At 68.7% G+C, this 22,248-nt stretch carries 15 protein-coding genes and 4 tRNA genes; 11 read left to right on the forward strand and 8 right to left on the reverse strand.

The genetic code is table 11. The annotated features are described in order from the left end of the window. Positions 1-496: 496 nt before the first annotated feature. Positions 497-571: transfer RNA gene (locus ACQP1V_RS02970), tRNA-Lys, on the reverse strand. A gap of 69 nt (positions 572-640) precedes the next feature. Beyond that, a complete protein-coding gene (locus ACQP1V_RS02975) occupies positions 641-1,798 on the reverse strand; it encodes an acyl-CoA dehydrogenase family protein (RefSeq protein WP_433418574.1) in 1,158 nt (385 codons plus the stop codon). An 86-nt stretch (positions 1,799-1,884) separates the two neighbouring features. Here ACQP1V_RS02975 and ACQP1V_RS02980 point away from each other — a divergent pair, with 86 nt between their 5' ends. Continuing rightward, a complete protein-coding gene (locus ACQP1V_RS02980) occupies positions 1,885-2,307 on the forward strand; it encodes a PspC domain-containing protein (RefSeq protein ID WP_433418575.1) in 423 nt (140 codons plus the stop codon). Between the two features lies 1 nt (position 2,308). On the opposite strand, the gene ACQP1V_RS02985 is transcribed toward ACQP1V_RS02980, so the two are convergent. Both ACQP1V_RS02985 and ACQP1V_RS02990 read right to left on the reverse strand, forming a co-directional pair. After that, positions 2,309-3,592 (reverse strand): MFS transporter, encoded by a 1,284-nt coding sequence (locus ACQP1V_RS02985; RefSeq protein WP_433418577.1) that lies wholly within the window; start codon positions 3,590-3,592, stop codon positions 2,309-2,311. A gap of 88 nt (positions 3,593-3,680) precedes the next feature. Then, the gene (locus ACQP1V_RS02990; RefSeq protein ID WP_067136378.1) at positions 3,681-4,022 is read right to left on the reverse strand and encodes a metallopeptidase family protein; all 342 of its coding nucleotides are present in this window, start codon (positions 4,020-4,022) and stop codon (positions 3,681-3,683) included. A gap of 218 nt (positions 4,023-4,240) precedes the next feature. Between ACQP1V_RS02990 and ACQP1V_RS02995 the strand changes: the two genes are divergently transcribed. From ACQP1V_RS02995 to ACQP1V_RS03015, 5 genes are all read left to right on the forward strand, one after another. Further along, a complete protein-coding gene (locus ACQP1V_RS02995) occupies positions 4,241-5,872 on the forward strand; it encodes a metallophosphoesterase family protein (protein WP_433418579.1) in 1,632 nt (543 codons plus the stop codon). Beyond that, positions 5,858-5,930 (forward strand) — tRNA-Glu (locus ACQP1V_RS03000). Before ACQP1V_RS02995 ends, ACQP1V_RS03000 begins: the two co-directional genes overlap by 15 nt. Positions 5,931-6,034: 104 nt before the next feature. Continuing rightward, positions 6,035-6,109: transfer RNA gene (locus ACQP1V_RS03005), tRNA-Asp, on the forward strand. Positions 6,110-6,128: 19 nt separating this feature from the next. Then, positions 6,129-6,202: transfer RNA gene (locus tag ACQP1V_RS03010), tRNA-Phe, on the forward strand. Between the two features lie 532 nt (positions 6,203-6,734). Further along, the gene (locus tag ACQP1V_RS03015) at positions 6,735-13,166 is read left to right on the forward strand and encodes a metallophosphoesterase (protein ID WP_433418581.1); all 6,432 of its coding nucleotides are present in this window, start codon (positions 6,735-6,737) and stop codon (positions 13,164-13,166) included. 359 nt (positions 13,167-13,525) lie between these two features. Here the strand turns inward: ACQP1V_RS03015 and ACQP1V_RS03020 are convergent, their stop codons facing one another. Genes ACQP1V_RS03020 through ACQP1V_RS03035 form a run of 4 tightly spaced genes read right to left on the reverse strand, consistent with a single transcriptional unit; the run spans position 13,526 to position 16,942 of the window. Beyond that, complete coding sequence (locus ACQP1V_RS03020; protein ID WP_387416007.1) at positions 13,526-14,719, reverse strand: ABC transporter permease; 1,194 nt, start codon at positions 14,717-14,719, stop codon at positions 13,526-13,528. Then, entirely contained in the window at positions 14,716-15,369 is a 654-nt protein-coding gene (locus ACQP1V_RS03025; protein WP_387416008.1) for an ABC transporter ATP-binding protein, read from the reverse strand. Before ACQP1V_RS03025 ends, ACQP1V_RS03020 begins: the two co-directional genes overlap by 4 nt. Continuing rightward, on the reverse strand, positions 15,366-16,418 hold the full coding sequence (locus ACQP1V_RS03030; RefSeq protein WP_387416009.1) for a peptidoglycan-binding protein: 1,053 nt from the start codon (positions 16,416-16,418) through the stop codon (positions 15,366-15,368). The genes ACQP1V_RS03025 and ACQP1V_RS03030 overlap by 4 nt, the downstream gene beginning before the upstream one ends. Further along, positions 16,415-16,942, reverse strand: coding sequence for a hypothetical protein (locus ACQP1V_RS03035; RefSeq protein ID WP_387416010.1), 528 nt, complete (start codon positions 16,940-16,942; stop codon positions 16,415-16,417). Before ACQP1V_RS03035 ends, ACQP1V_RS03030 begins: the two co-directional genes overlap by 4 nt. An 87-nt stretch (positions 16,943-17,029) precedes the next feature. Here ACQP1V_RS03035 and ACQP1V_RS03040 point away from each other — a divergent pair, with 87 nt between their 5' ends. The 5 genes from ACQP1V_RS03040 (at position 17,030) to ACQP1V_RS03060 (ending at position 21,782) form a co-directional block, all read left to right on the forward strand. Further along, complete coding sequence (locus ACQP1V_RS03040) at positions 17,030-17,674, forward strand: response regulator transcription factor (protein WP_433418584.1); 645 nt, start codon at positions 17,030-17,032, stop codon at positions 17,672-17,674. Continuing rightward, on the forward strand, positions 17,671-18,879 hold the full coding sequence (locus ACQP1V_RS03045) for a sensor histidine kinase (protein ID WP_433418586.1): 1,209 nt from the start codon (positions 17,671-17,673) through the stop codon (positions 18,877-18,879). The genes ACQP1V_RS03040 and ACQP1V_RS03045 overlap by 4 nt, the downstream gene beginning before the upstream one ends. A gap of 487 nt (positions 18,880-19,366) precedes the next feature. Continuing rightward, positions 19,367-19,810: a hypothetical protein gene (locus ACQP1V_RS03050; protein ID WP_433418588.1), complete on the forward strand. Its 444-nt coding sequence runs from the start codon at positions 19,367-19,369 to the stop codon at positions 19,808-19,810. Positions 19,811-20,134: 324 nt separating this feature from the next. Continuing rightward, entirely contained in the window at positions 20,135-20,470 is a 336-nt protein-coding gene (locus ACQP1V_RS03055) for a hypothetical protein (RefSeq protein WP_433425739.1), read from the forward strand. 445 nt (positions 20,471-20,915) lie between these two features. Next, positions 20,916-21,782: a TIGR04222 domain-containing membrane protein gene (locus ACQP1V_RS03060; RefSeq protein ID WP_433418589.1), complete on the forward strand. Its 867-nt coding sequence runs from the start codon at positions 20,916-20,918 to the stop codon at positions 21,780-21,782. The last annotated feature ends 466 nt before the right edge of the window (positions 21,783-22,248 follow it).

Below are 22,248 nucleotides of genomic sequence, written 5' to 3' on the forward strand. Positions count from 1 at the left end.
CGGAATGCGACATTAGGCCGCTCGCTCCGATTCCGCATTCGGACTACCGCTCTGGTGAGCTTGAGCGGCCGACAAGTCTCGGTCCGCGCCTTCACTTGAAGCCCGCAGTATGAAGACCGCGGGCGAAGCTTGCCCGTAGCAAGGCGGGCGTCTGGAGTGGGCCGTCAGGGGCTCCGTGCCAGCGAAGTTCGCAGGTTAAGCAGTTGCACCAGCGGATTATTCGTCCGCTGGTTCTGGAGGCCGTCAATCCAGCACAACACGGAGAGGCGATCTTTGACCGTTGGCATGCCCTCACTTGATGTTGGGGCCCTGAGCGGTCTTTGGTTTCGGTCTTCTCTTGATCGTCTCTGAGGTCTGCCCTGACGCAGAGGGTCTAAACGATCTACCGTGTGCCCGATCCGTGCCCGCGAGCAAACAACGAGCAACCAAACGAGATCAACTTCTCGATCTGAAGTCGTGCCAGGCCGAGAAATCCCAGGTCAGATGGGGTATGGAGTGGTGGGGCGCCAGGGATTCGAACCCTGAACCTACGGATTAAAAGTCCGCTGCTCTGCCATTGAGCTAGCACCCCTTGCTAGAAGCAGGGTACAGAGGGTACCGCGCCTCCGGCGACGTGCTTTACCGCGATCACGATAACGGGTCAGCGGAAGGCATCGAGCCCAGTGAGGACCTTGCCCAGCGTCAGCAGGTGCACTTCCTGGGTGCCTTCGTAGGTCAGGACGCTCTCCAGGTTGTTCATGTGCCGGATCACCGGGTACTCCAGGGTGATCCCGTTGGCCCCGAGCACAGAACGGGCCTGGCGGGCGATGTCCAGGGCGGCGCGGACGTTCGCCAGCTTGCCGAAGCTGATCTGATGCGGTTTGAGCGTGCCCGCGTCCTTGAGCTTGCCGAGGTGCAGGGCGGTGAGCCCCGCCTGCTCAAGCGCAACGGCCATCCACGCCAGCTTCTCCTGGGTGAGCTGGAACGCCCCGATGGGCTTGCCGAACTGCAGGCGCGTCTTGGCGTAGTCGACCGCGGACTCCAGACACGCGTGGCCGGCGCCGAGAACGCCCCACAGGATGCCGAAGCGGGCCTCGCTGAGGCACGACAGCGGGCCCTTCAGCCCAGTCACGCCGGGCAGTACGGCGGACGCCGGCAGCCGGACGTCGTCGAAATAGAGCGAGGACGTCACCGAGGCGCGCAACGACATCTTCTTGTGGATCTCCGGGGCCGAGAACCCGGGGGTGCCGGTCGGGACGACGAAGCCGCGGATGCCGTCGTCCGTCTGCGCCCACACGATCGCCACGTCGGCGACGGAGCCGTTGGTGATCCACATCTTGGCGCCGTTGAGGATCCAGTCGCCGGACGGGTCCTGCTTGGCGATGGTGCGCATCCCCGCGGGGTCGGAGCCCTGGTCGGGCTCGGTCAGCCCGAAGCAGCCGATGGCCTCTCCGGCGGCCATGCGGGGCAGCCATTCCTGCTTCTGCTCCTCGGACCCGTACTTCCAGATCGGGAACATGGCCAGGGAACCCTGAACCGAGACGAAGGAGCGCAGCCCCGAGTCGCCCGCCTCCAGCTCCCGGCAGGCCACGCCGTACGAGACGGCGTCGAGGCCGGCGCAGCCGTACCCGTCGAGGTGCATGCCGAGCACGCCGAGCGCGCCGAGCTGGGGCGCGAGCTCGCGCGCGGGGAAGACGGCCTCCTCGAACCAGTCGGCGACGTCTGGGAGGACCCGGTCCGCGACGAAGGACCGCACGGCATCCCTGATCATGCGCTGTTCGGGGGTGAGCTGGTCGTCGAGGCGCAGCAGGTCGTCCATGGCTGCCAGCGTATCGGGGCCGCACCGGGGTTGGGCCAGGGGGAATCCCGATGCACGGATGCGGACTCAGGAGGCACGCTGGAGGCATGAACGAGACACACACGAACAGTTCGGTCAGGCAGCTACGGCGGACCAGGAACGGCAGGGTCGTGGCCGGAGTGTGCTCCGGTGTCGGCCGGTACATCGGCGTCGACGCCAACATCCTCCGGGTGGCTCTTGCCGTCGCGACGTTCTTCGGCGGCCTCGGCGTCGGCATCTACGCGGTCGCGTGGCTGCTCATCCCCGAGGAGGGCAAGGACACCTCCATCGTCCAGGACCTGGTCAACAAGAACAAGGACGGGCACGTCTGGCAGGACGCCAAGACGAGATGGGACCGCGCCCAGGAGGCCTGGTCGCAGCCGACGGACGCGACGGCGGAGCCGCACCGGCAGGACGGCTACGCGCAGCACCCCTACGCCCAGCCCCGCCAGTCGCAGCAGGAGCAGGGGCCGCAGGGGCCTCAGGCGTGAGTCACGCCGTGCGGGCCTCGGCGAAGACCTCCGTACGGGACTCGGTCCAGGCCATGGCCAGCCATGCCGCGAGTGAGAGTCCGGCCGCGCCGGCGAGGGCGACCACCGGCTCCGGGCCGAGTTCCTGGGCGACGGCGCCCCCGATCAGGATGCCGATGCCCTGGGCCGCCAGCAGGCCCGACTGGACGATCCCGAACGCCTGGCCGCGCCGGTCGGCCGGGACGCACTGCACGAAGGCGGCGTTCGCCGCGAGCTGGTAGGCGCCGCCTATCCCTGACAGGACCCACAGCAGCAGCACGGCGACAAGCGGCGGCCGCATCGCGCACACGATGAGCGGCGCGCACGTCAGCATCGCCATCCACCCCATCGCCCGCAGCCGCGCCGACGGCGCGACGAACCGGCTGAACATGAACGCCCCGATCACGGTTCCGGTCGGCATCGCCGCCATGAGCAGCCCGGTCACGACGGCCACCGGCAGCGTCCCGTCGTCGAGCTCCATGGCGTACGGCACGGCGATGCCCTCAGGCAGCACGTAGAACCCGCAGAGCCAGGCGAACAACACCAGGGTGCGTAGCCGCCGGTCACCGAAGACGAGGCGGCCGCCGGCCCTGGTCGTGGTCCACATCGAGAGGCGGCCCCCAGAGCCGGCGGGGGCGTCGCGCCTGCCCACACCTGCCACGATGACCAGAGCCGACCCCAGGAAGGTGGCCGCGTCGAGCGCGAGGGCGCGGTACGGCCCGAGGGTCGCGATGACGGCGCCGCCGACCGCGAACCCCAGCATCTGAACCGCCTGGTTGGTGACGTTCTGCAGGGCGGAGCCGACGACGTACCGGTCGCCTTCGAGCACCTCGGGCAGCAGCGCCGCGCGGGCGGCGGAGAACGGCGCGCTGAGCAGGACCACGCCGAAGACGAGCGCGCAGAGCGCGGCGAACGGCATGCCGGGCACGGCGGTGACGGCGATCAGCCCGGCCCGGAGGAGATCGCAGACGAGCATGATGCGGCGGCGCGGATAGCGGTCGGCGAGCCCCGCGAGCAGCGGCCCTCCGACGATCGGCGGCAGGTAGGTCAGCGCGTAGACGCCGGCGGTGGCGAGAGCGGACTGCGTCCGGTTGTAGACGAGGATCGCCAGGGCGACCTGGGCGAGCTGGTCGCCGAGCAGGGACATGCCCTGGCCGAGCCACAGGGCGCGGAACTCGCCGATGGCGATGACCTCGCCGTAGGTCGCCTGCCCTTCGACGGGACGACGATGCCGTCCGGGGGACCGACCGACCCTGGTCGCCGCCATATCACCCCGCTGAGATCATCCACACGAACCGTGTTCAGTATGTCACCAACAGTTCCCATGGTCTCGGGGTTTCGCAACTCGTACCGGATCACCAGCCGAGCTCGTGCAGCCGCTCGTCGTCGATCCCGAAATGGTGGGCGATCTCGTGGACGACGGTGATGCGGACCTCCTCGACGACCTCCTCAGGCGTCTCGCAGATCTCCAGGGTGGGGTTGCGGTAGATCTCGATCCGGTCCGGGAGGACCCCGGAGTACCAGTCGCCGCGCTCGGTCAGCGGGATGCCGGTGTAGAGCCCGAGGAGGCCCGGCTCCGGCGGATCGTCGACGACGACCACCACCACGTTGTCCATGACCTTGGCCAGCCCGGGCGGGATCGTGTCCAGCGCCTCGGAAACGAGCTCTTCGAACCTGTCCAGGGGGACGTCGATCATGTCTCCATCGTGTCACCGGGGAACGCGGGTGTCGCCGTGTGGTGACACCGTACGGCCCGGCGGCTCCGCGAAGGGACGCCGCGGCCGGTCACCAGCCCGTCGCCACGCCTCCGGAGCCTGCGCGATGCGCTCGATCGGGGCGGCGGCCGCCCGTTCGCCGTCGATCCCGACGGGTATCCGGTCGCGATCGACTCAGGATTGGGGTAAGCAGGAAAGGCATGGAGACATCGGCGTGGAAGGGCAGCCCCCGGCGGCTGATCAGGGGTCGCGTGGCACGCGTGCTCGCGATCACCGCCGTCGCGGTGGCCGGGGCGTGGCTCGGGCTCGTGCTCGGTGCGTCCGTCCAGACCCCCATGGGGCCGGCGGACGTCCAGATGTCCTTCCAGCCGACCTGGCGCGGCGAGTCGGTCATCGACGTCCGCCCGCTGGGAACGCTCCGGTTCGCCTCTCATCGAGGTCCGCTACGGCTCACGCTCGGCATCGAGGCGGTCCACCCGGACGTGGCGCAGGAGATCCTGAACAACCCCGAGTGGGCCGACCGGCTGCCGGAGACCATCGAGAGAGATCTGATCGAGGGGCTGCGTCAGTTGGCGATCCGTGCGGTGCTGTTCGCCGTGGCGGGAGGCTTCCTGGCCGGGCTGATCGTGTTCCGCCGCCTCTCGCGCGCCGCGTGGACGGGCGTCGGGGCGCTGGTCGTCGTGGCCGCGCTGGGCGGGGTGTCGGTGCTCACGTTCAACCCGCGTTCCGTCTCCGAACCCCGCTACACCGGGCTGCTCACCGGCGTTCCGTCGCTCATCGGCAGCGCGGAGTCGATCGTGACCCGGTTCGACGAGTACCGGGGTCAGCTCGCCAAGCTGGTGACCAACGTCTCCCAGCTCTACGAGGCGGGCTCCACGCTGCCGATCTACACCCCCGACCCGGGGACGATCAGGGTCCTGCACGTCTCGGACCTGCACATCAACCCCGTCGGCTGGAACGTCATCCGCTCGCTCAAGGAGCAGTTCAAGGTCGATCTGATCATCGACACGGGCGACATCAGCGACCACGGGACCCGGGCGGAGAACCCGTTCGTCGAGGAGATCGGCAAGCTCGGGGTCCCGTACGTGTACGTCCGGGGCAACCACGACTCGGCGGTCACGCAGCGCGCGGTGGCCAAGCAGAAGAACGCGATCGTGCTGGACGGCACCGCCAAGACGGTGAAGGGGCTGCGCATCTACGGGATCGGCGACCCCCGGTTCACCCCGGACAAGTCGCTGGAGCCCGCCGACGACGACGCCGACCTGGTCAACCTCGGCCGGACCCACGCGGTGCGGCTCGCGCCGCCCGAACGGCCCAGTCCCGTGGCCGATCCGTCGCCCGAGAGGATCCCGGTCGATCTCGTCGCCGTGCACGACCCGACCGTGGGCCGGGCGCTCTCCGGCGCCACGGCGCTGGTGCTGGCCGGGCACGTCCACAAGCGCTCGACCGAGCTGCTGCCCACCCGTACGCGGCTGATGATCCAGGGATCCACCGGAGGAGCCGGGCTGCGCGGCTTGGAGCACGAGGAGCCGACCCCTCTTGAGGCGTCCGTCCTGTATTTCAGCAAGGACACTCACCGGCTCCAGGCCTGGGACGACATCACCGTGGGCGGCCTGGGAGAGCAGTGGATCCAGTGCCAGCGGCATATCGAGCCCGAGCCGGGCCGTACAATTCTTCCGGAGCCGAAGAACGCCCCGTCGCCAACGGGAACGATCAGCGGCACACCGTCGCCGGTCGCTTTGGCATCAGGGGCAAACGTCCCCTATGCTTCAGAGGTCTCCGACGGAAGACGGAACGGAACGGGGCGAAAGCTCCGAGCCCCCATCGTCTAGCGGCCTAGGACACCGCCCTTTCAAGGCGGCGGCACGGGTTCGAATCCCGTTGGGGGCACTGGCGAGCGAAAGCTCACCGGGGAAACGGAAGGTCGAAGACCTCCGAAGAACTGGTAAGCTAAGCAAGCCGAAAAAAACGGAAGCGAAAAGCTTCCTACACAAGGTCCTGTAGAGCAGTTTGGAGTGCTCGCCACCCTGTCAAGGTGGAGGTCGCGGGTTCAAGTCCCGTCAGGACCGCTCACGGCGAAAGCCGTAGGGTCAGGTAGCTCAGTTGGTACGAGCGTCCGCCTGAAAAGCGGAAGGTCGGCAGTTCGACCCTGCCCCTGACCACATCATCTGAACAGCAAGAACGCCCCGAGCCGATTATGGCCCGGGGCTTTTTGATCTTCAAAGCTCGGAGGGCGGCCGCTCCCGGGACCTACGTCTTCGGCGCGCTGGCGGAATAGCCCGCCTGGCCCGTAGTGGGGTCCGGGTCGAGTCCGGCCCTTTTGCCCTTTCCCCTCAGGAACGATCGCACCTCTTGCACGATCGTGGGGTGGCGCTCTACCGGCCGGGTAGTCGCCAACGGTCCTGCTTGCTGTGGCGAGGAAGTACCAAGCCTGCCGTACATCGGGGGCCGGCCGGGGACGGGCTGCGGATTCCCCGGCCCTCTCCGACCGTGACCTTCGTCGCGGCGATCTCCTCCCCGTTGAGTGGTTTCAGATTCGCTCAGCGCTTTGTCCAATGCATCCCAAATATGAGACTTGTCAGGTTTCTTTCTTGGTTCACCTTCGCTACACGCGAGCGAAGCAGATCGTTTCACCTGCTGTGGTTTTTGTGATGCGGCAGTCGCCACTCCAGAACCACCTGAAACGGCAGAAACATGACGCGCACCAGCGCACCACGAACACACACCTGGCCCGGTGCGATCACGGCGATCGCACTCGCAGCCGGCGCACTGGTCTGTGCACCGGCTTCGCCGGCCTCGGCGGCCGGCGAAGATCGGCCGACGTACCTCAACAGGTCCCTGTACACCGGCGAGTTCCACGCGCACACCTCCGTGAGTGACGGCGCCAAACTGCCGCCGGACGCCTACAAGCACGTCCATGACGAGACCGACGCCGACTTCTTCGCGGTGTCCGAGCACGACGTCATGTGGGACATCCGCAACGGCGACGACTTCATCGAGAACTGGCGGGAGGCCGACTCCGCCGAGTGGCGCTACCTCCACGAGAGCGCCGCGAAGTTCAATGCCGAGCAGGACGACCTGGTCGCGGTCCCCGCGGTCGAGAACACCTGGTACGACGGCACCGGCCACATCAACGTGTTCAACAGCGACTGGCACGTGACGGCGCGGGCGACCGAGAAGGGCAGCGTCGACGGGTACGGCAACGTGTTCGGCACCGGCGACATGAAGTACGACTACTTCACGTTCCTGGCCCGCCTGAAGCAGGACCCGGACGCGATCGGCCAGTTCAACCACCCGTCCACCACGAGCAAGGGCGACTTCTTCGGCTTCAAGGGCCTTGACCCGGCCGCCGACGACCGGATGGCGCTCATCGAGGTCAAGTCCACCGATGCGGTGAACGAGTTCCAGAAGGCGCTGGACGCCGGCTGGCACCTGGCCCCGGTGTGGAACGGCGACGAGCACTCCGCGAACTGGGTGTCCGGGAACCCGTCGATCACCGGCGTGTGGGCCAAGGACCACTCCCTGGACGCCTTATACGCGGCGATGCGGGACCGCAGCCTCTACTCGACGGCCGACGTCAACGCGGTCCTCGCGTTCGGCGGCAACGGCAAGATCATGGGCACGGTCCTGCCGGGCGACACCACCAGCCTGGACGTCGAGCTCCGCCTCGCCGACCCGGACGCCAAGGACTCCTTCACCTCCGCGCGCCTCATCACCAACGGCGGCGCCGTCGCCCACGACTTCGGCAAGATCAGCGGCAACGACCTGACGCTGAAGACGAAGCTGGACGTCCGGGACGGCGACTTCTACTACGTCCGCGCCGACCAGGCCGACGGCAACTTCCTGGTCTCCGCCCCGATCTGGATCGGGAAGACCACCCGCGGCGCGAACTACGCCCCGCGGATCACCGTGTCAGGCGATTTCCCCGCCACCGCGCAGTACGGTGACACGGTCACCCTGCCGAAGGTGACGGCCACCGACGACTCCGGCACCCAGCCCACGATCACGTTCGAGGTGTTCGACTCTGCGGGCAAGGCCCCGGTCTCCGGCGGTGCCTTCCGGATCCGCTCGTACGACGACGCGTTCGTGGTCGTGAAGGCGACCGACAACCTCGGCAACACCAACGCCGAGCTGCTCCGGATCCAGGTCTCCCAGGAGGCGCCGGACCCGGCGGGCGTCTTCCGCTTCGGCAGCAACGCGTCCGTGGGCGAGGTGCCCGGCGCCGCCGGCATCGCGGTCACCACCGACCGCGACGTCAAGCAGGTCTACGCACAGGTCCTGCCCGAGGGCTCGGACGACTGGTCCAAGGCCGATGTGCTGACCTCGACGAACGACCGCCCGTACGAGGTCAACACGGTCGGCAACGACGAGCCCGTCTACCAGCACTCCATCACTGGCCAGACGCTGCGCTCCCACGAGTTCCGGCTGACCGGGCTGAAGGTCGGCACGACGTACCGGTTCCGGTTCGGCGTGGCCCGCGACGGCCGTGCCCCCGCCCCTGCCGTCGAGTCGGCCTGGACCGGCGTACGGGGCAAGTTTCTCGTCGGCGGCGCCAAGGGGGAGCCGGTCTACATCCTGGGCGACATTCAGGTGCCCGACGGCAACGCCGACGCCCTCACCCTGCCGGTGCGGGTGCTCGACCGGCTGAAGGGCCAGACGCCGGGCGGCGGTACCGTGATTCAGGTCGGCGACCTCGTCGACCGCGGAGGACGGGGTGAGAAGTGGGCCGAGATCCACGGCTCCTTCCTGTCCGAACTCGACCTGCAATACGCGGGCGTGGTCGGCAACCACGAGACCTACGAGGACCTCGACTACGACGCGGTGGGCAAGCAGCCGAGTGCGATCTTCACCAACATGTTCGCGCTGCCGCGCAACGGCGTGATCGGCGAGAGCAACTACTCCTTCGACCGCGGTGACATCCACTTCTCGGTGCTGAACTCCAACGTGCGCCTCGACGAGCAGCTCAAGTGGCTGGTCGACGACGTGCGCGCCTCGCACGCGACGTGGAACGTCGTCGTCGGGCACTTCTCCTACTACGGCGGCCAGCACGCCGGCGACGGCGGCATGGACATCGACCGGGAGAAGGTCACGCGCGTGCTCGACCGGCTCGGCGTCGACCTGTACGTCGGCGGGCACGACCACGTCTACAAGCGGTCCACGATCTACGACGGGCGCTTGGCGAAGACCCCCGAGGAGGAGGCCGCAGGCACCACGTTCGTGACCATGGGGTCGTCCGGCCCGAAGTTCTACGACAACCAGCGGTTCTGGTGGGACGACAAGGTCTTCGACGAGAACGTCCAGATGGGCGGTGTTCTGAAGGCGACCGACGCCGGCCTGCAGCTGTCGACGTACACGATGGACGGGCGCCTGGTCGACGAGGTGACCGTCGCCAAACCGCGCGGTTCCTGGAAGGTCTCCTCGGCCGAGATCGAGAACCGTGAGCTGAAAGGTGTGGGTCTCCTGTCCTCCTCGGGCAGCCTGGACAAGGTCACCGTCATGGCCGCGACGTACGACAACTCGCAGCAGCGGATGATCGACGTGCGTACCCTCGACGTCACCCTTGACCACCGCGGTCGCGAGCAGTACGTCCGCTTCGACACGCCGCTGCCGGTGGCGCCGAGCTCGACGGTCAAGCTGTTCACGTGGGACTCGCTGGCGTCCGGAAAGCCACTGCGGCCGGCCGTGACCCTGCGCGAGGGCCTGAGCGGTGAGGGCACCGAGAAGTCCCCGTACCTGATCGACTCGCCCGACGACCTGGCCAAGGTCGACAACGACCCGGCCAGTCACTACCGCCTCATCGCCGACCTGAACCTGACCGGGCTCGACCGTGCTCAGATCGGTCGTACGACCACCTTCACGGGCGTCTTCGACGGTGACGGGCACACCATCTCCGGGCTGGCCGCCCTGGCCGATCAGGGGCCGGGCCTGTTCGCTGACAACCACGGCACGATCGAGGACCTGGTGGTCCAGGGCGACGTCACCACCGACCGTTCCACCGCCGGCCTGGTCGCCGACCAGAACCACGGCACGATCCAGCGGGTCCGCGTCGACGGGTCGCTGACCGCGAACAGCTACGTTGGCGGCATCACCGGCCACCATTTCGGCACCGTCCGCGACAGCATCTCCACGGCGAACGTACGCGCGACGACCCAGTACGCCGGCGGTGTCGTCGGCGTCTCCGTCGGTGGGTCGGTCACCGAGAACGTCCTGGCCACCGGTGCGGTCCTCGCGAGCGGCTCATCCGCGGGCGGTGTGGCCGCCTACGGCTACACCGACACCCAGGTGAGCCACGCGGTCGCGTTGAACGCGAACATCTCCGCGTCGAGCTACGCGCACGCCATCGTCGGTCGCGTCTACACCGGGCAGACCGCCACGCTCGAGGACAATCACGTCAGCCGTTCCGTGCCGATCAGCGGGCAGTCGCTGACCGACCCGCCCGCGGCCGACAACCAGAAGGGCAACGTCGTCGCCCCCTCGGAGATCCAGCGGCAGGCCTTCTACGCGGAGCGCGGCTGGGACTTCGAGACCGTCTGGCAGTGGGACGACGTCGCCAAGCGCCCGACCCTGCGGATGGCGACGGAGACGCTCGAGCCGGTCCCGGCACCCGAACTGCCGAAGGACGAGCGCGGCTTCTACGTCATCGACAGCGTCGAGGACCTGATCCTGATGGGTAAGCACCCGTCCTACGACTACGTGCTCGCCGCCGACCTCGACCTGACCGGCACGCCGTTCACCAGCCTGCCGCAGCCGTTCATCGGCGAACTGGACGGCGCCGGCCACACCATCACGGGCCTGACCTCCACCACCGGTGGTCTGTTCGCCCAGATCTCCGGGCACGTCCACGACCTCGCGGTCCTCGACGCCAAGGTGAACACCACCACGGCTCGCGCTGGCATTCTGGCCAACAGCAGCACCGGCGCCATCGAGCGCGTGTGGGTCTCCGGGTCCGTGACCGCGGGCTCGCGTGCGGGCGGTCTCGTCGGTGACTCGCAGGGCATCGTGCGTGACGCCTACTCCACGGCGAACGTGCACGCGCTCGCCACCGAGGCGGGCGGCGTGATCGGCGTGGCCCTGGCCGGCTCCACCACGGAGCGGGTCTTCTCCACGGGCGCCGTCACAGCCGACGCCCGTAACGACGGTGGTGTGGTCGGCTACGGCTACACCGGCACCACCATCCGCGACTCGATCGCGCTCAACCCGACCGTCACCGCACCGTCCTGGGCGCACCGCTTCCTGGGCCGTGTGCTGGCGAACAACGTCGCCACGCTCAGTAACAACTGGGCGGCCGAGACCGTCGAGGCGAACTCGCAGGCCGAGACCGCGATCGGCCCGGCCACGCTCAACGGCGCCACCGCGACCCGAGACCAAGCCGCCGACCAGGCCTTCTGGGCCGGCAAGCTCGGCTTCGACTTCGAGTCGGCCTGGCAGTGGGACGCCGACGGCCGGCGGCCCGTTCTGCGCGCGGTGCCGGAGGACGTTCCGGCCGTCGAGGAGCCGGCCCCCGCGGGCCCGGCCCTGAAACGCGACACCGACGGCTTCTACCTCGTGCAGAAGCCCGGCGACCTCAAGGAACTGGCCGCGTACCCGTCCGAGCGGTTCCGCCTCACCGTGGACCTCGACCTGACCGGCATCGCCCGCATCACCCCGGCCTTCACGGGTGAGCTCGACGGCGCCGGCCACAACTTGACCGGGTACGCCTCCGCCGATGGCGGTCTGTTCGCCTCCGTCACCGGTCACGTCCGCGACCTGACCCTCGCCGACGCCTCCGTGCAGACGACCGCGGGGAACGTGGGCCTGCTCGCCGACCGCCTCGACGGCACCCTCGAGCGCGTCGCCACCACCGGCGCGATCGTCGGCAACACCACCGTCGGCGGCATCGTCGGGTACAGCTGTGGCATCCTGCGCGACGCATGGTCCGCGGCCGGCGTCTCGACGAGCGGCGGCCGGTACGCCGGCGGCCTCATCGGCATCGCCGGCGGTGCCGCCCAGTGCGCCGCGACCACCGGCGGCAGCCTCACCGAGCGCACGTACGCGGCCGGCCCGGTCTACGCCGCCGGCAACCAGAGCGCCGGCGGTGTCAGCGGCTACGCCTACACCGGCACCACCATCCGTGACAACGTCGCCCTCAACCCGACGGTGACCGCGACCGGATGGGCGCACCGAATCGTCGCCCGCACCCTCAGTGGCGGCGCCCCGACCGTTGAGAACAACCTCGCCTCCGAGACCGTGGTCGCCTCGGTGCAGAACATCGGCGACACCGCGCCGGAGAGCTTCAACGGCACCACCATCACCACCGAGCAGGCCGCCGACCCGGCCACGTACACGTCGCTCAGGTGGGACCTGGAGAAGGTCTGGCAGTGGGACACCGGCCTCGGCCGACCGGTTCTGCGCGGCTCGGCAACACCCGCAGCCAAGGCGACAGCGGCCGAACCCGCGGCTGCGAGGGAGACCGTCGCCGAGGCCGGAACGGTGCGGACCGTCGCATTCACCACCGCGGTCCCGCCGACGGCCGAGGCCACCGAGACCGGCGGCATCCACCACGAGGTGGTCGTAAACGACAACGGCACGGTCACCGTGACGGTGTCCGCCGGGACCGCCGCGGCGGCCAAGCAGTTGTCGTTCCTCCTGCTGAAGGCCGGCGCATCGACGTCGGCTCCGGCTGAGGACGACGTCGCCTACCTCGGAGAGGTCCGCCTCGACGAGCAGGGCAACGCCACGGTCACCGTGCTCCTGAACCGGTCGGACGGGACGACCCTCGCGCTCAACACCTCCGGTGACATGGGGCGCTACGTCGCTTCGCTCCTCCCGCAGGAGCCTGGGACCCCGCCGATGAGTGTGCTGCACGACACCGTCACCGCCACGGTCAAGGCGAAGGAGAACGCCCCTGCTCAGGCGACGATCACCCTGGTCTGCGCCGGCGCGGAGAAGTGCCAGGAGCAGGTCACCATCCGCCACGACGGCCACCCTCTTGACACCAAGAAGGTCACGCTCCAGCCCGGCAAGACCCGGGACCTGCAGCTCAACCTCCGCGACGAGGCCCGCGCCGCCCTCCTCGCCGGCAGGTCTATCACCCTGGACGTCCAGATCGGCACGGCCTCGGCGGTCCAGGTGACCGTCACCCCGTGACGTATCCACCGGAGAGGCCCCGGCCTCTGCGGTGACTCCAGAACCTGTGGCGCCCGCAGCCTCGGCTGCGGGCGCCACAGGTCACCTCCCGCGTTGACTGATGGAGATGCGGTTCGTGCCGCCCCCGCTGCCGGCGTCCGACGGCAAAGCTGACGGCAACGTCGGCCACCCACGCCGTACGTCAGGAACCGCCGAGCACTCTCCAGCCCCAGGTCAGCAAGGGCGAGGTGGGCGACTGCCACAGCTGAAAAGCGGAAGGTCGGCAGTTCGACCCTGCCCCTGACCACATCATCTGAACAGCCCAAACGCCCCGAAGCATGATCGCTTCGGGGTGCTTTTTCGTTGGGCCTGACGGAGGGTCACGGGGCGGCAAGGGCCTCGGTGGGGGAGAGGCGGGCGGCGCGCCAGGCCGGGTAGATGCCGGCGAAACCGCCGATCACCAGCGTGGCGACCACGCCGCCGACGCCGACCCACGCGGGCACCACCGCGGGCCAGTTCTGGTACGTCGCGTACGCCCCCGTCACGGCGATCCCCAGCAGTGCGCCGCCGACGCCGCCGAGCGCCGACAGCAGCAGGGATTCGGCGAGGAACTGGATCCTGATATGTCCCCGGGTGGCGCCCAGCGACCGGCGCAGGCCGATCTCCGCGCGCCGTTCGAGCACCGAGATGACCATCGTGTTCGCTACGCCCACGCCGCCGACCAGCAAGGCCACCGCGCCGAGGCCGAGCAGCAGCCCGGTCAAGGCCGTGTCCATGGCCTGCTTGGCCGCGAGCGCGTCCGACGGCCGCGACACGTCCACCTCGTTCGGGTTCTCCGGGTTGGCGGTGGCGCCCAGGACAGCCTTCACCGCCAGGACGGCGTCGTCCCGCGTACGGGTGTAGACGGTGGTCGGATACCCGTCGAAGCGCAGGGTGGACTTCGCCGCATGCCAGCCGACCAGGGCGGCGAAGTCCAGTTCCGGCGCGAGGACGACCGGGCGCAGGACGCCGACGACGGTGAACCACTGGCCGCCCAGCCACACCTTCACGTCCGGGGTGGCCCTGACGATGCCGAGCCGCTTGGCCGCCGATGCCCCGAGCACCACGGCCGGGTATCGCGCGGTGGCCGCATTGAGCCATGTCCCGTTGGCCACGCTCGCACCCACTGTGCCGAGCAGGTCGGTACGCGCGGCCATCACCGTCAGGTTGCCCGTCTCGCCCGGCGGGACACGGTCATTCCGGTACACGTTGGCGCTGGTCAGCGTCCCCGTGGCCGTCACCGAGAGCACCGGGCCGATCCGGCCTATCATCGCCACCGACTCCTCCGGCAGGTGCGACTGGTCGCCGTGGAGGGTGTGCCCGGGGGACACCCGCAGCAGATTCGTGCCGAGTGCGGCGAGCTGCCGGTTGAGGCCCTCCCGGCTGGAGCTCGCGATGCCGACCACGCACACCATCGCGGCGATGCCGATCGCGATGCCGAGCGCGGACAGGAACACCCGCAGTGGCCGGGCGTGCAGACCGGCGGCGCCGACCCGGAAGGCGTCCGCGAGCGAAAGACGCGACGGCGCGGTCATGCGACCACCCGCCCGTCGCGTACGTGCACCAGGCGGTGCAGCCCTGCGGCGAGGTCCCGGTCATGGGTGATCACCACGACGGTGGTGCCGGTGGAGTGAAGGTCCCGCAGCAGCCGCATCACCTCCGCGCCCGAGGCGGAGTCGAGGTTGCCGGTCGGCTCGTCGGCGAGCAGCACGGGCGGATCGCCCACCACCGCGCGAGCGATGGCCACCCGTTGCTTCTCCCCGCCGGAGAGCTCGTGCGGGCGGTGGTCCAGCCGGTCGCCCAGTCCGAGCCGCTCCAGGGTGGCGGTCGCCCGGCGGCGTCGCTCGCGCAGCCGGACGCCGGCGTAGAGCAGGCCGTCGGCCACGTTGTCCACCGCCGGTACACCCGCCGCGAGGTGGAACTGCTGGAACACGAAGCCGACGGTGCGCCCCCGCAGCGCCGAGAGCCTCCGGTCCGGCAGCCGGGACACGTCGGTTCCGGCGATCGTCACCGTCCCGTTGGTCGGCAGATCCAGCGCCCCGATGAGATGGAGCATCGTCGACTTGCCCGATCCGGACGGGCCGACGACGCCGACCAGCTCGCCGGCGTCGATCGTCAGCGAGACGTCGCGCAGCGCCTGGAAGCCGCCCGGGTAGGTCTTGCCCACTCCGCTGAGGACGATCATTCGGGCACCCCCACGCGGGTGCCCTCGGTGATGCCGTCACCGCTGACCTCCACCCGGCCGTCGCCGAACATGCCCAGACGTACGGACACGTACCGGCTGGTGGAGCCGGTCACCACCTGCAGGCCGTACCCGCCCTCGGCGAGCACGGCCAGCGCCGCGACGGGGACCGTGAGCACGTCGCGCACGCTGTCCGACACCAGGCTGACGACGACCGGGGCCCGGTCCAGCCGACCGATCTTCGACTTGTCCCGGAGGGTCACGGTCACGTCGATCGTCGCGGGGCGCTGCTCGTCCTGCCCGGGGGTGGCCACGGTGCCCACCTTGGCGATCCTGCCCTTGGCGGTCTTGCCGTCCGGGAGTTCGACCGTCGCGGGCAGCCCCCGCCTGACCAGGGTTTGCAGCGCCACGTCCAGGGCGATGCTGACCACCTTCGTGGTGCGGGTGTAGGCGAGGATCGGCCCGTTCCCGGGGGTGCCGAGCCGCCCGGTGAGTGACGCCACCCGTATCGCGCCGGGCGCGATCACCACGGACGCCGGGTCGAAGACACCTGTCTGGGTAAGCCCGAGATCCTTCTGCCACCGGCGTACGGCGACCGCCGTGGCCCAGGTGTACCGCCGGTCCACGGTCAGACCCGGGTAGCCGAGAGCGGCCAGGTTACGCTCCACTTCCTCGACGTCCCTGCCAGCGTCCCCGATGCGCAGCTGCCGGTAGAGCGGAAGCCTGCCGTAGAACAGCGGCACCGGGTCGTCGTCCGCCCGGTAGACCGACCGGCCACGTTTGATCGTGGCGCCGAGGCGCGGTAGCCAGGTGAGGGTGCCGGAGCCGCCTCCGGCGACGGTCACCGACGCCCCGTAGCCCAGCACCCCGTTCACCTGCTGGCTCCGGGTCAAGGTGGTCCGGGTGACCGGAGCGGTGGCGGGTAGTGCCCGGGTGGTGCTCGACGAGGCGGACGGGCTCTTCCCGCCGAAGCCGATCGCGGCGGCCGTCACCACCGCAACCGCCAGCAGAGCCGACCCGCCCACCAACGCCGTCCGGGTCGGCCGGTTCACTTCCCCTCCTTCTGTTCCTGGGGCAGCTTGTCCTTGCAGGCCTCGATGGCCGCCTTGTAGACCGGGTCGCTGTCGAGCTGGGCCCGGGTGACGTTCGCGAATCGGCCCTTGATCGTCATGTTTCCGTCGGCTGGGTCGGGATCGGTCATCTCGATGTCGTGGGCGCGCATGCACACGGCGAAGGCCCGGAGCTGCTCCAGTTCCTCTGGCGGGGGGCCGTTCTCCCGCATCCCCTCCGGGAGGAAGCGCTGGCACGCCTGCAGGGCGGTTCGCCACGCGCGTTCCAGCTCGCCACGCGGCGGGATGAGCCGGAGAGGTTCGTTCGGGCCGAGATCCTGCATGGTCTGGCCGTGCTCCCGCATGCACCTCACGAAGGCGGCCGGATCGCCGGCCGGGGATGCGGACGGGTGCGCGCTTGCGGTGCCCTGGTTCGCCGAGGCGATACCGGTGCCCTCGGGGGCCTTGGTGCAGGCGGCGACCGCCAGCCCGCACAGCAGGAGGGGGATCACGAGAATTGGTCTCATGCCGTCGAGGTCTACGCCCCGGCCGGTGACAGCACCGCTACGTCCGATGTCGGACCGATGTCATACCCGGCGACGCACAATGACCTCATGCGAGTCCTGGTGGTCGAGGATCACGTCACTCTGGCCCATCGGGTCGCCGAAGGGCTCCGCGACGCCGGGATGGCGGTCGACGTGGTCACTGACGGGGCGGCCGCCATGGTCGAGGCGGCCTCCACGGCGTACGACGTGATCGTGCTCGACCGGGACCTGCCCGAGGTCCACGGTGACCAGGTATGCCGGTCGCTGGCCGGCGGCGTCGCCCGCATCCTGATGCTCACCGCGGCGGCCGGGGTCGACGACCGGGTCGACGGGCTGGAGTTGGGCGCCGACGACTACCTGGGCAAGCCGTTCGCGTTCCACGAGCTGGTCGCCCGGGTGCGCGCGCTCGGCCGCCGCGCACTGTCCGCGCCGCCGATCGTCCGCCGCGGCGACCTGGTCGTGGACCGGGCCCGCCACCGTGCCAGCCGCGGCACCCGCGCGTTGTCGCTCACCCGTAAGGAGTTCGGGATCCTGGAGATGCTCATGGCCGCCGACGGCGGCGTGGTCAGCACCGAGGAGCTGCTGGAGCACGTCTGGGACGCCAACGCTGACCCGTTCAGCAACATCGTCTCGGTAACGATGACCCGGTTACGCCGCAAACTCGGCCCGCCGCCGGTGATCGAGACCGTCATCGGACGGGGTTACCGGCTGTGACCCGGCCGCGCCTCACCATCCGGGTCCGCCTGACGCTGCTCTACACCAGCCTGTTCGCGGTGTGCGGGGCGATCCTCGTCGCCATCACCTACCTCCTCGTGGCCGGGCTTTCCGAGATCCAAGGCGCGACGCGCCAGACGGAGAACGCCGAGCAGTTCCTCACGTACTGCAGGCAGACCCTTCGCGTGGACGCCGACCCCGAGTTTCGGCTCAAGTGCGACCTGACCTTCCTGGAAGGCGTCGTGGCCGGCGCGGCGGGCCAGCGCGAGGTGACCCTGTCACACCTGCTGCGGTACTCGCTGATCACCCTCGTGGCGGTCACCCTCCTCTCCGCGCTCGCCGGGTGGGTCGTCGCCGGGCGGGTGCTGCGCCCGGTCCACCGCATCACCGCGGCGGCGCGCGCCGCCTCCGAGCACAACCTGTCGGCGCGGGTATCGCTGACCGGCCCGCGCGACGAGCTGCACGAGCTGGCCGACACCTTCGACAACATGCTCGGCCGCCTGCAGGCCGCGTTCGAGAGCCAGCAGCGGTTCATCGCCAACGCCAGCCACGAGCTGCGCACGCCGCTGACCGTCATGCGGGCCACCGTCGACGTCGTCCTCGGCAAGCGGGCGCCCACGGAGGCGGAGCTACTGAGCATGGGCCGGGACGTCCGGGTCGCCGTTGACCAGGCCGAGGCGGTCGTCGAAGCCCTGCTCACCCTGGCCCGCAACGAGCGCGGCCTGAGCGTCCGGGAGAAAGTCGACCTGGCCACCGTGGCCGAGGATGTCCTCGACGAGGCCAGGCTCGGCGACCGCAAGCTGCACACGACACTGGAGCCGGTGGTGACGTGGGGCGACCCCGTGCTGCTGGAACGGCTCGTCGCCAACCTGGTCGACAACGCCATCCGCTACAACGTGCCCGGCGGCGACATCTGGCTCACCACCTCCGCGATGGACGAGCGGGTCACGCTTTCGGTGACCAACACAGGACCGGACGTTCCCGTGGATCGCGTCGACGCCCTGTTCGAGCCGTTCCAGCGCCTGCACGATCGCACCACGTCGGACGGGTTCGGGCTGGGACTGGCGATCGTCTCGTCGATCGCCGCCGTGCACGACGGTGCGATCACCGCCGCTCCCCGCCCGGATGGCGGCCTGCGTGTCACTCTGACGGTTCCAGCGGCCGGGCCTGCACCGCGCGAGCGGTCGTCAGATCGCGCCCATTGATTGGGCGACCCAGATCTCGCCACATCCACGCGGGCGGATAGCCGCCCAAGCCTGAGGACCGAAGCCGGTCGCAGCGTCTGATCAAAGCGAGGGATGGGAATGAGTACGGACCTTTAGGGCGCCGAGTTGGCGTTCCTCGGGGGATTGCGACTAGTCAAGGCTGGGGCGGTGACGGCAACGTCGGCCACCAGCGGCACACTCCAGGCACCGCCGACCACCTTCCACGCACAGGTCAGCGATGGCGAGCTGGGCGACCGCTACACCTGAAAAGCGGAAGGTCGGCAGTTCGACCCTGCCCCTGACCACATCATCTGAACAGCAGAACGCCTCGACGCATGATCGCTTCGGGGCGCTTTTCGTTGGGCCTGACGACAACTCTGACGACAACGTGCCCATGGCTCTTTGCAGCTGATCTTTTTTGTCGGCCTCGGTCGGTAGCGTCCTGCGTACTTCAGTGCAGGTGAGTCATCGACGGAGAGGGCGGATCGTGGGCGCTTCAGGGTGGGATTACTTCACGCCGTATCAGCAGGATGTTTCGGCTGCCCTCGCCGCGGCCCATGAACGTGCGTTCAGCGAGGGCGACTACTTCTGGCTCTACGACGGACGCTGGGGATCTCCTGAGCGGCCTCGGCCTTCCACGATTGAGGAGCTGTGGGAGGACGAGGGTGTGCGGCATTCGTTCACTCACTCGGTGTTGGACATCTTCAGGGTCCTCGGCCCGGGCGAAGAGCCTGAGGTCTGCTCAGCCAGGCCGCTCACCGCCGAGGAGATAACGAGAGTGCTCGGCTCGTCGTGGCCGACGCGTGCGGACTTCGAGCGGATATCTGAGGACGGCCTGATCGAAGAGCGTGGATACGCCTGTTACACCGTGTTGTATGACGAGCAGCGGCATCCCAGCGAGATCGTGTTCTGGGGAGTTACCGGGGACTGACCGATGGGAAAGCAGAACGCCTCGGGCACGGTGTCCGAGAAGGGAAGACGAGGCCGTGATCCTCCCAGTCCGGCCACCTGCCGGACCGTTCGGCGAACTGGCGCTTGCGGTGCTCCTTGAGCGCCTCGACGCATACGGGCGGAAGCGGGACGGAACGCTCCGAGTCTTCCGTCTTGGGCTTGACGAACTGAAGCCGACCTCCGACCCGCTGAAGGGTCTGGACGACTTCCAGCGTGCCCGTCTCCAGGTCGACCTCTTCCCAACGAAGCCCGAGCAGTTCGCCGCGTACGGGAAACCCTCGAAGAGACCGGCGTCCTGTGCGAGATATCCGGCCTTGTCGGCACCTACACTGACCCGAGGCATGTGATCCTCTACACCTCCGACGGTGTGGCCCGGCATGAGTTCTCCATCATGCTCACTGCTCACGCCGTCGGCGGCGCACCGACCTCGAGCAGCGAATCCAGCGAGGTCCCATGGGTCCCCCGGGATCAGGTCACGGGCCTGCGGATGGACCGGTCAATGCGGTTACGGATCGGCCACTACCTCACCGGGAGCGGCTTGCCGTACATCGGCTGGTACCGCCTTGATACGGCGGACGGCGGCCAGGATGCACGGCGTCGAGGCCGTGATCGAGCGGCCGGCCAGGTGGTCACGGCGTAGCGGGAGTGGATCTCGGCCAGGCGATCGAGTTCGTCCAGGCAGGTGGCCCCGGTCCCCGCGCGGATCACTTGTCTCGGATGTGGTGCAGACGATGGAGATCGTGCAGACGGTAGCTACTCGAGCTGTCCATCGCGGGATATGTGCGGGATGATCGTCGCTGGCCAACCTCTTTCACCTGGCTACGCCGCAGGTGAGGGCCTTCGAGTTGCGCTCCCAACCTCGCCCCGTCTCCGGCCGCCGCCGCGCGACAGTAGAGCGCCGATCGCAAGATACCGGGCCGAGTTGGGACAACCACCGTGCATGGCAGCGGCGGAGTGCCGCCATGATGACCGGCCCGCGACGAAGACGGCGTTGACCCCCGAACGGGCGGGCCGTACGGTCGCAACGACATCCGCTCGAGGCTGTCGGTGAAGTATGACCGGCTGCGGGACGAGAGGCGAGCCAGATGCCGCAGAACTCGGTAACGCTCCTGTCCATCGGCTCTCTCCTCGTGGTCGTCGCGTCTTCGTTGAGCGATCACGTCGCCCGGCGACGTTCACGACGTGTGCCGCGCGGTGCCGCTGAACGCAGTCCGAGCCTCTATGAGCTGGCATATCTCGCCGGAGGCGTCCGACGAGTCGTAGTCACAGCACTCGCGGCCCTGGCGAGGGCGGGAGTCGTGCGCTTCGATACTGACGGGCATGTCCAGGCGGTCGCAGTCGGCGGCAGAGAAGACGCGATCGAGGCCGACATCATTCACAGGCTGTCGTCACGAGACGATCGGCGTCCGGTGACCGAGCTATGCGCCGAGATGCCGGAGAGTGCCGCGATCACCGCCCTGGCCGAGCGACTCACTCGTCAAAAGCTGCTGTTGCCTGCTGCCTATAGGCCGCCGGTATGGAGTCGGCGCCTCTTGGGACTCGCCATATCGATCGCCGGTGCTGCTGCGGTGATCTCCATCCTCACCGGACATCTGTTGGGTGCAGTACTCGCAGTCGTCGCAGTGGGTATTGGCGTGGTCGCATGGCGTCGGGGTTTCAGGCTAAATAAGACCCCCCTGACCGATGCCGGGAATTACGTCCTGGCCAACACGCTGACACGCAATCGACAAGGGGAGATTCCGGGAATGGCCGATGTAGCTGTGGCCATGATAGGAAGCTTGGGCTTGATCAATCCTGAAGTTCGACGAGGACTTCAAATAGCGGAAGCATTTCCTGTGGGTAACGCAGAGGATTCATGGACCTGGAAGCCTACTCAAACACCGCCGAAGGATTACGCGGGTGGAAGTGGTGATCAATTTGGCGGGCTCCCGCCAGGGGCGGGACTGATCTGAACTCGATTGAGACCGTCGATGTCGTACCGTAGCGAAACACGGAAACGGGACGGCACAACTTCTCATCCCCCGCTGTCACAGCCGGATCAGGGCGAGGAACTTTCACTTCGTAACCGGCTCCGTTCGCGATCAGGTGTTCGCGATTGCTCGGCTTGGCCCGCCCGGCATGGCTACGTCTGCCCGACGAGGAGAATGCGCCACGAAGCGCTTCGTCATATATCCAACTCAGTTGGAAGAAGCGCGAAGGGGCGTCCTCACCCGAGGGCATCCCGCGACGGGCTGCTTCCTACGGCCCGAAGTGCTCGACGGCCTGGCCCAGCTACGCGCGTCCGGGTGGCGAGTCCAAGCCGGCCCCTTGGTCCTGAAGGTCTCCGAACGCATGCGCGGCTCGACTGGCGTAGAAGGCGGACAGGCCGCAGAGCAAGATCTGTGACTGGGAACCGTTCGCGGCCGACCTGGCAACAAC

The organism is Microtetraspora malaysiensis (genome assembly GCF_050947145.1).
GTDB classification, from domain to species: Bacteria; Actinomycetota; Actinomycetes; order Streptosporangiales; family Streptosporangiaceae; genus Microtetraspora_A; species Microtetraspora_A malaysiensis.

Excerpts from the sequence above, each read along its gene's own strand:
- ACQP1V_RS03025 (WP_387416008.1), bottom strand. The coding sequence starts at position 15,369 with ATGATCGTCCTCAGCGGAGTGGGCAAGACCTACCCGGGCGGCTTCCAG.
- ACQP1V_RS02980 (WP_433418575.1), top strand. The coding sequence starts at position 1,885 with ATGAACGAGACACACACGAACAGTTCGGTCAGGCAGCTACGGCGGACC.
- ACQP1V_RS02985 (WP_433418577.1), bottom strand. The coding sequence starts at position 3,592 with ATGGCGGCGACCAGGGTCGGTCGGTCCCCCGGACGGCATCGTCGTCCC.
- ACQP1V_RS02990 (WP_067136378.1), bottom strand. The coding sequence starts at position 4,022 with ATGATCGACGTCCCCCTGGACAGGTTCGAAGAGCTCGTTTCCGAGGCG.
- ACQP1V_RS03035 (WP_387416010.1), bottom strand. The coding sequence starts at position 16,942 with ATGAGACCAATTCTCGTGATCCCCCTCCTGCTGTGCGGGCTGGCGGTC.
- ACQP1V_RS03020 (WP_387416007.1), bottom strand. The coding sequence starts at position 14,719 with ATGACCGCGCCGTCGCGTCTTTCGCTCGCGGACGCCTTCCGGGTCGGC.
- ACQP1V_RS02995 (WP_433418579.1), top strand. The coding sequence starts at position 4,241 with ATGGAGACATCGGCGTGGAAGGGCAGCCCCCGGCGGCTGATCAGGGGT.
- ACQP1V_RS03040 (WP_433418584.1), top strand. The coding sequence starts at position 17,030 with ATGCGAGTCCTGGTGGTCGAGGATCACGTCACTCTGGCCCATCGGGTC.
- ACQP1V_RS02975 (WP_433418574.1), bottom strand. The coding sequence starts at position 1,798 with ATGGACGACCTGCTGCGCCTCGACGACCAGCTCACCCCCGAACAGCGC.
- ACQP1V_RS03015 (WP_433418581.1), top strand. The coding sequence starts at position 6,735 with ATGACGCGCACCAGCGCACCACGAACACACACCTGGCCCGGTGCGATC.
- ACQP1V_RS03060 (WP_433418589.1), top strand. The coding sequence starts at position 20,916 with ATGCCGCAGAACTCGGTAACGCTCCTGTCCATCGGCTCTCTCCTCGTG.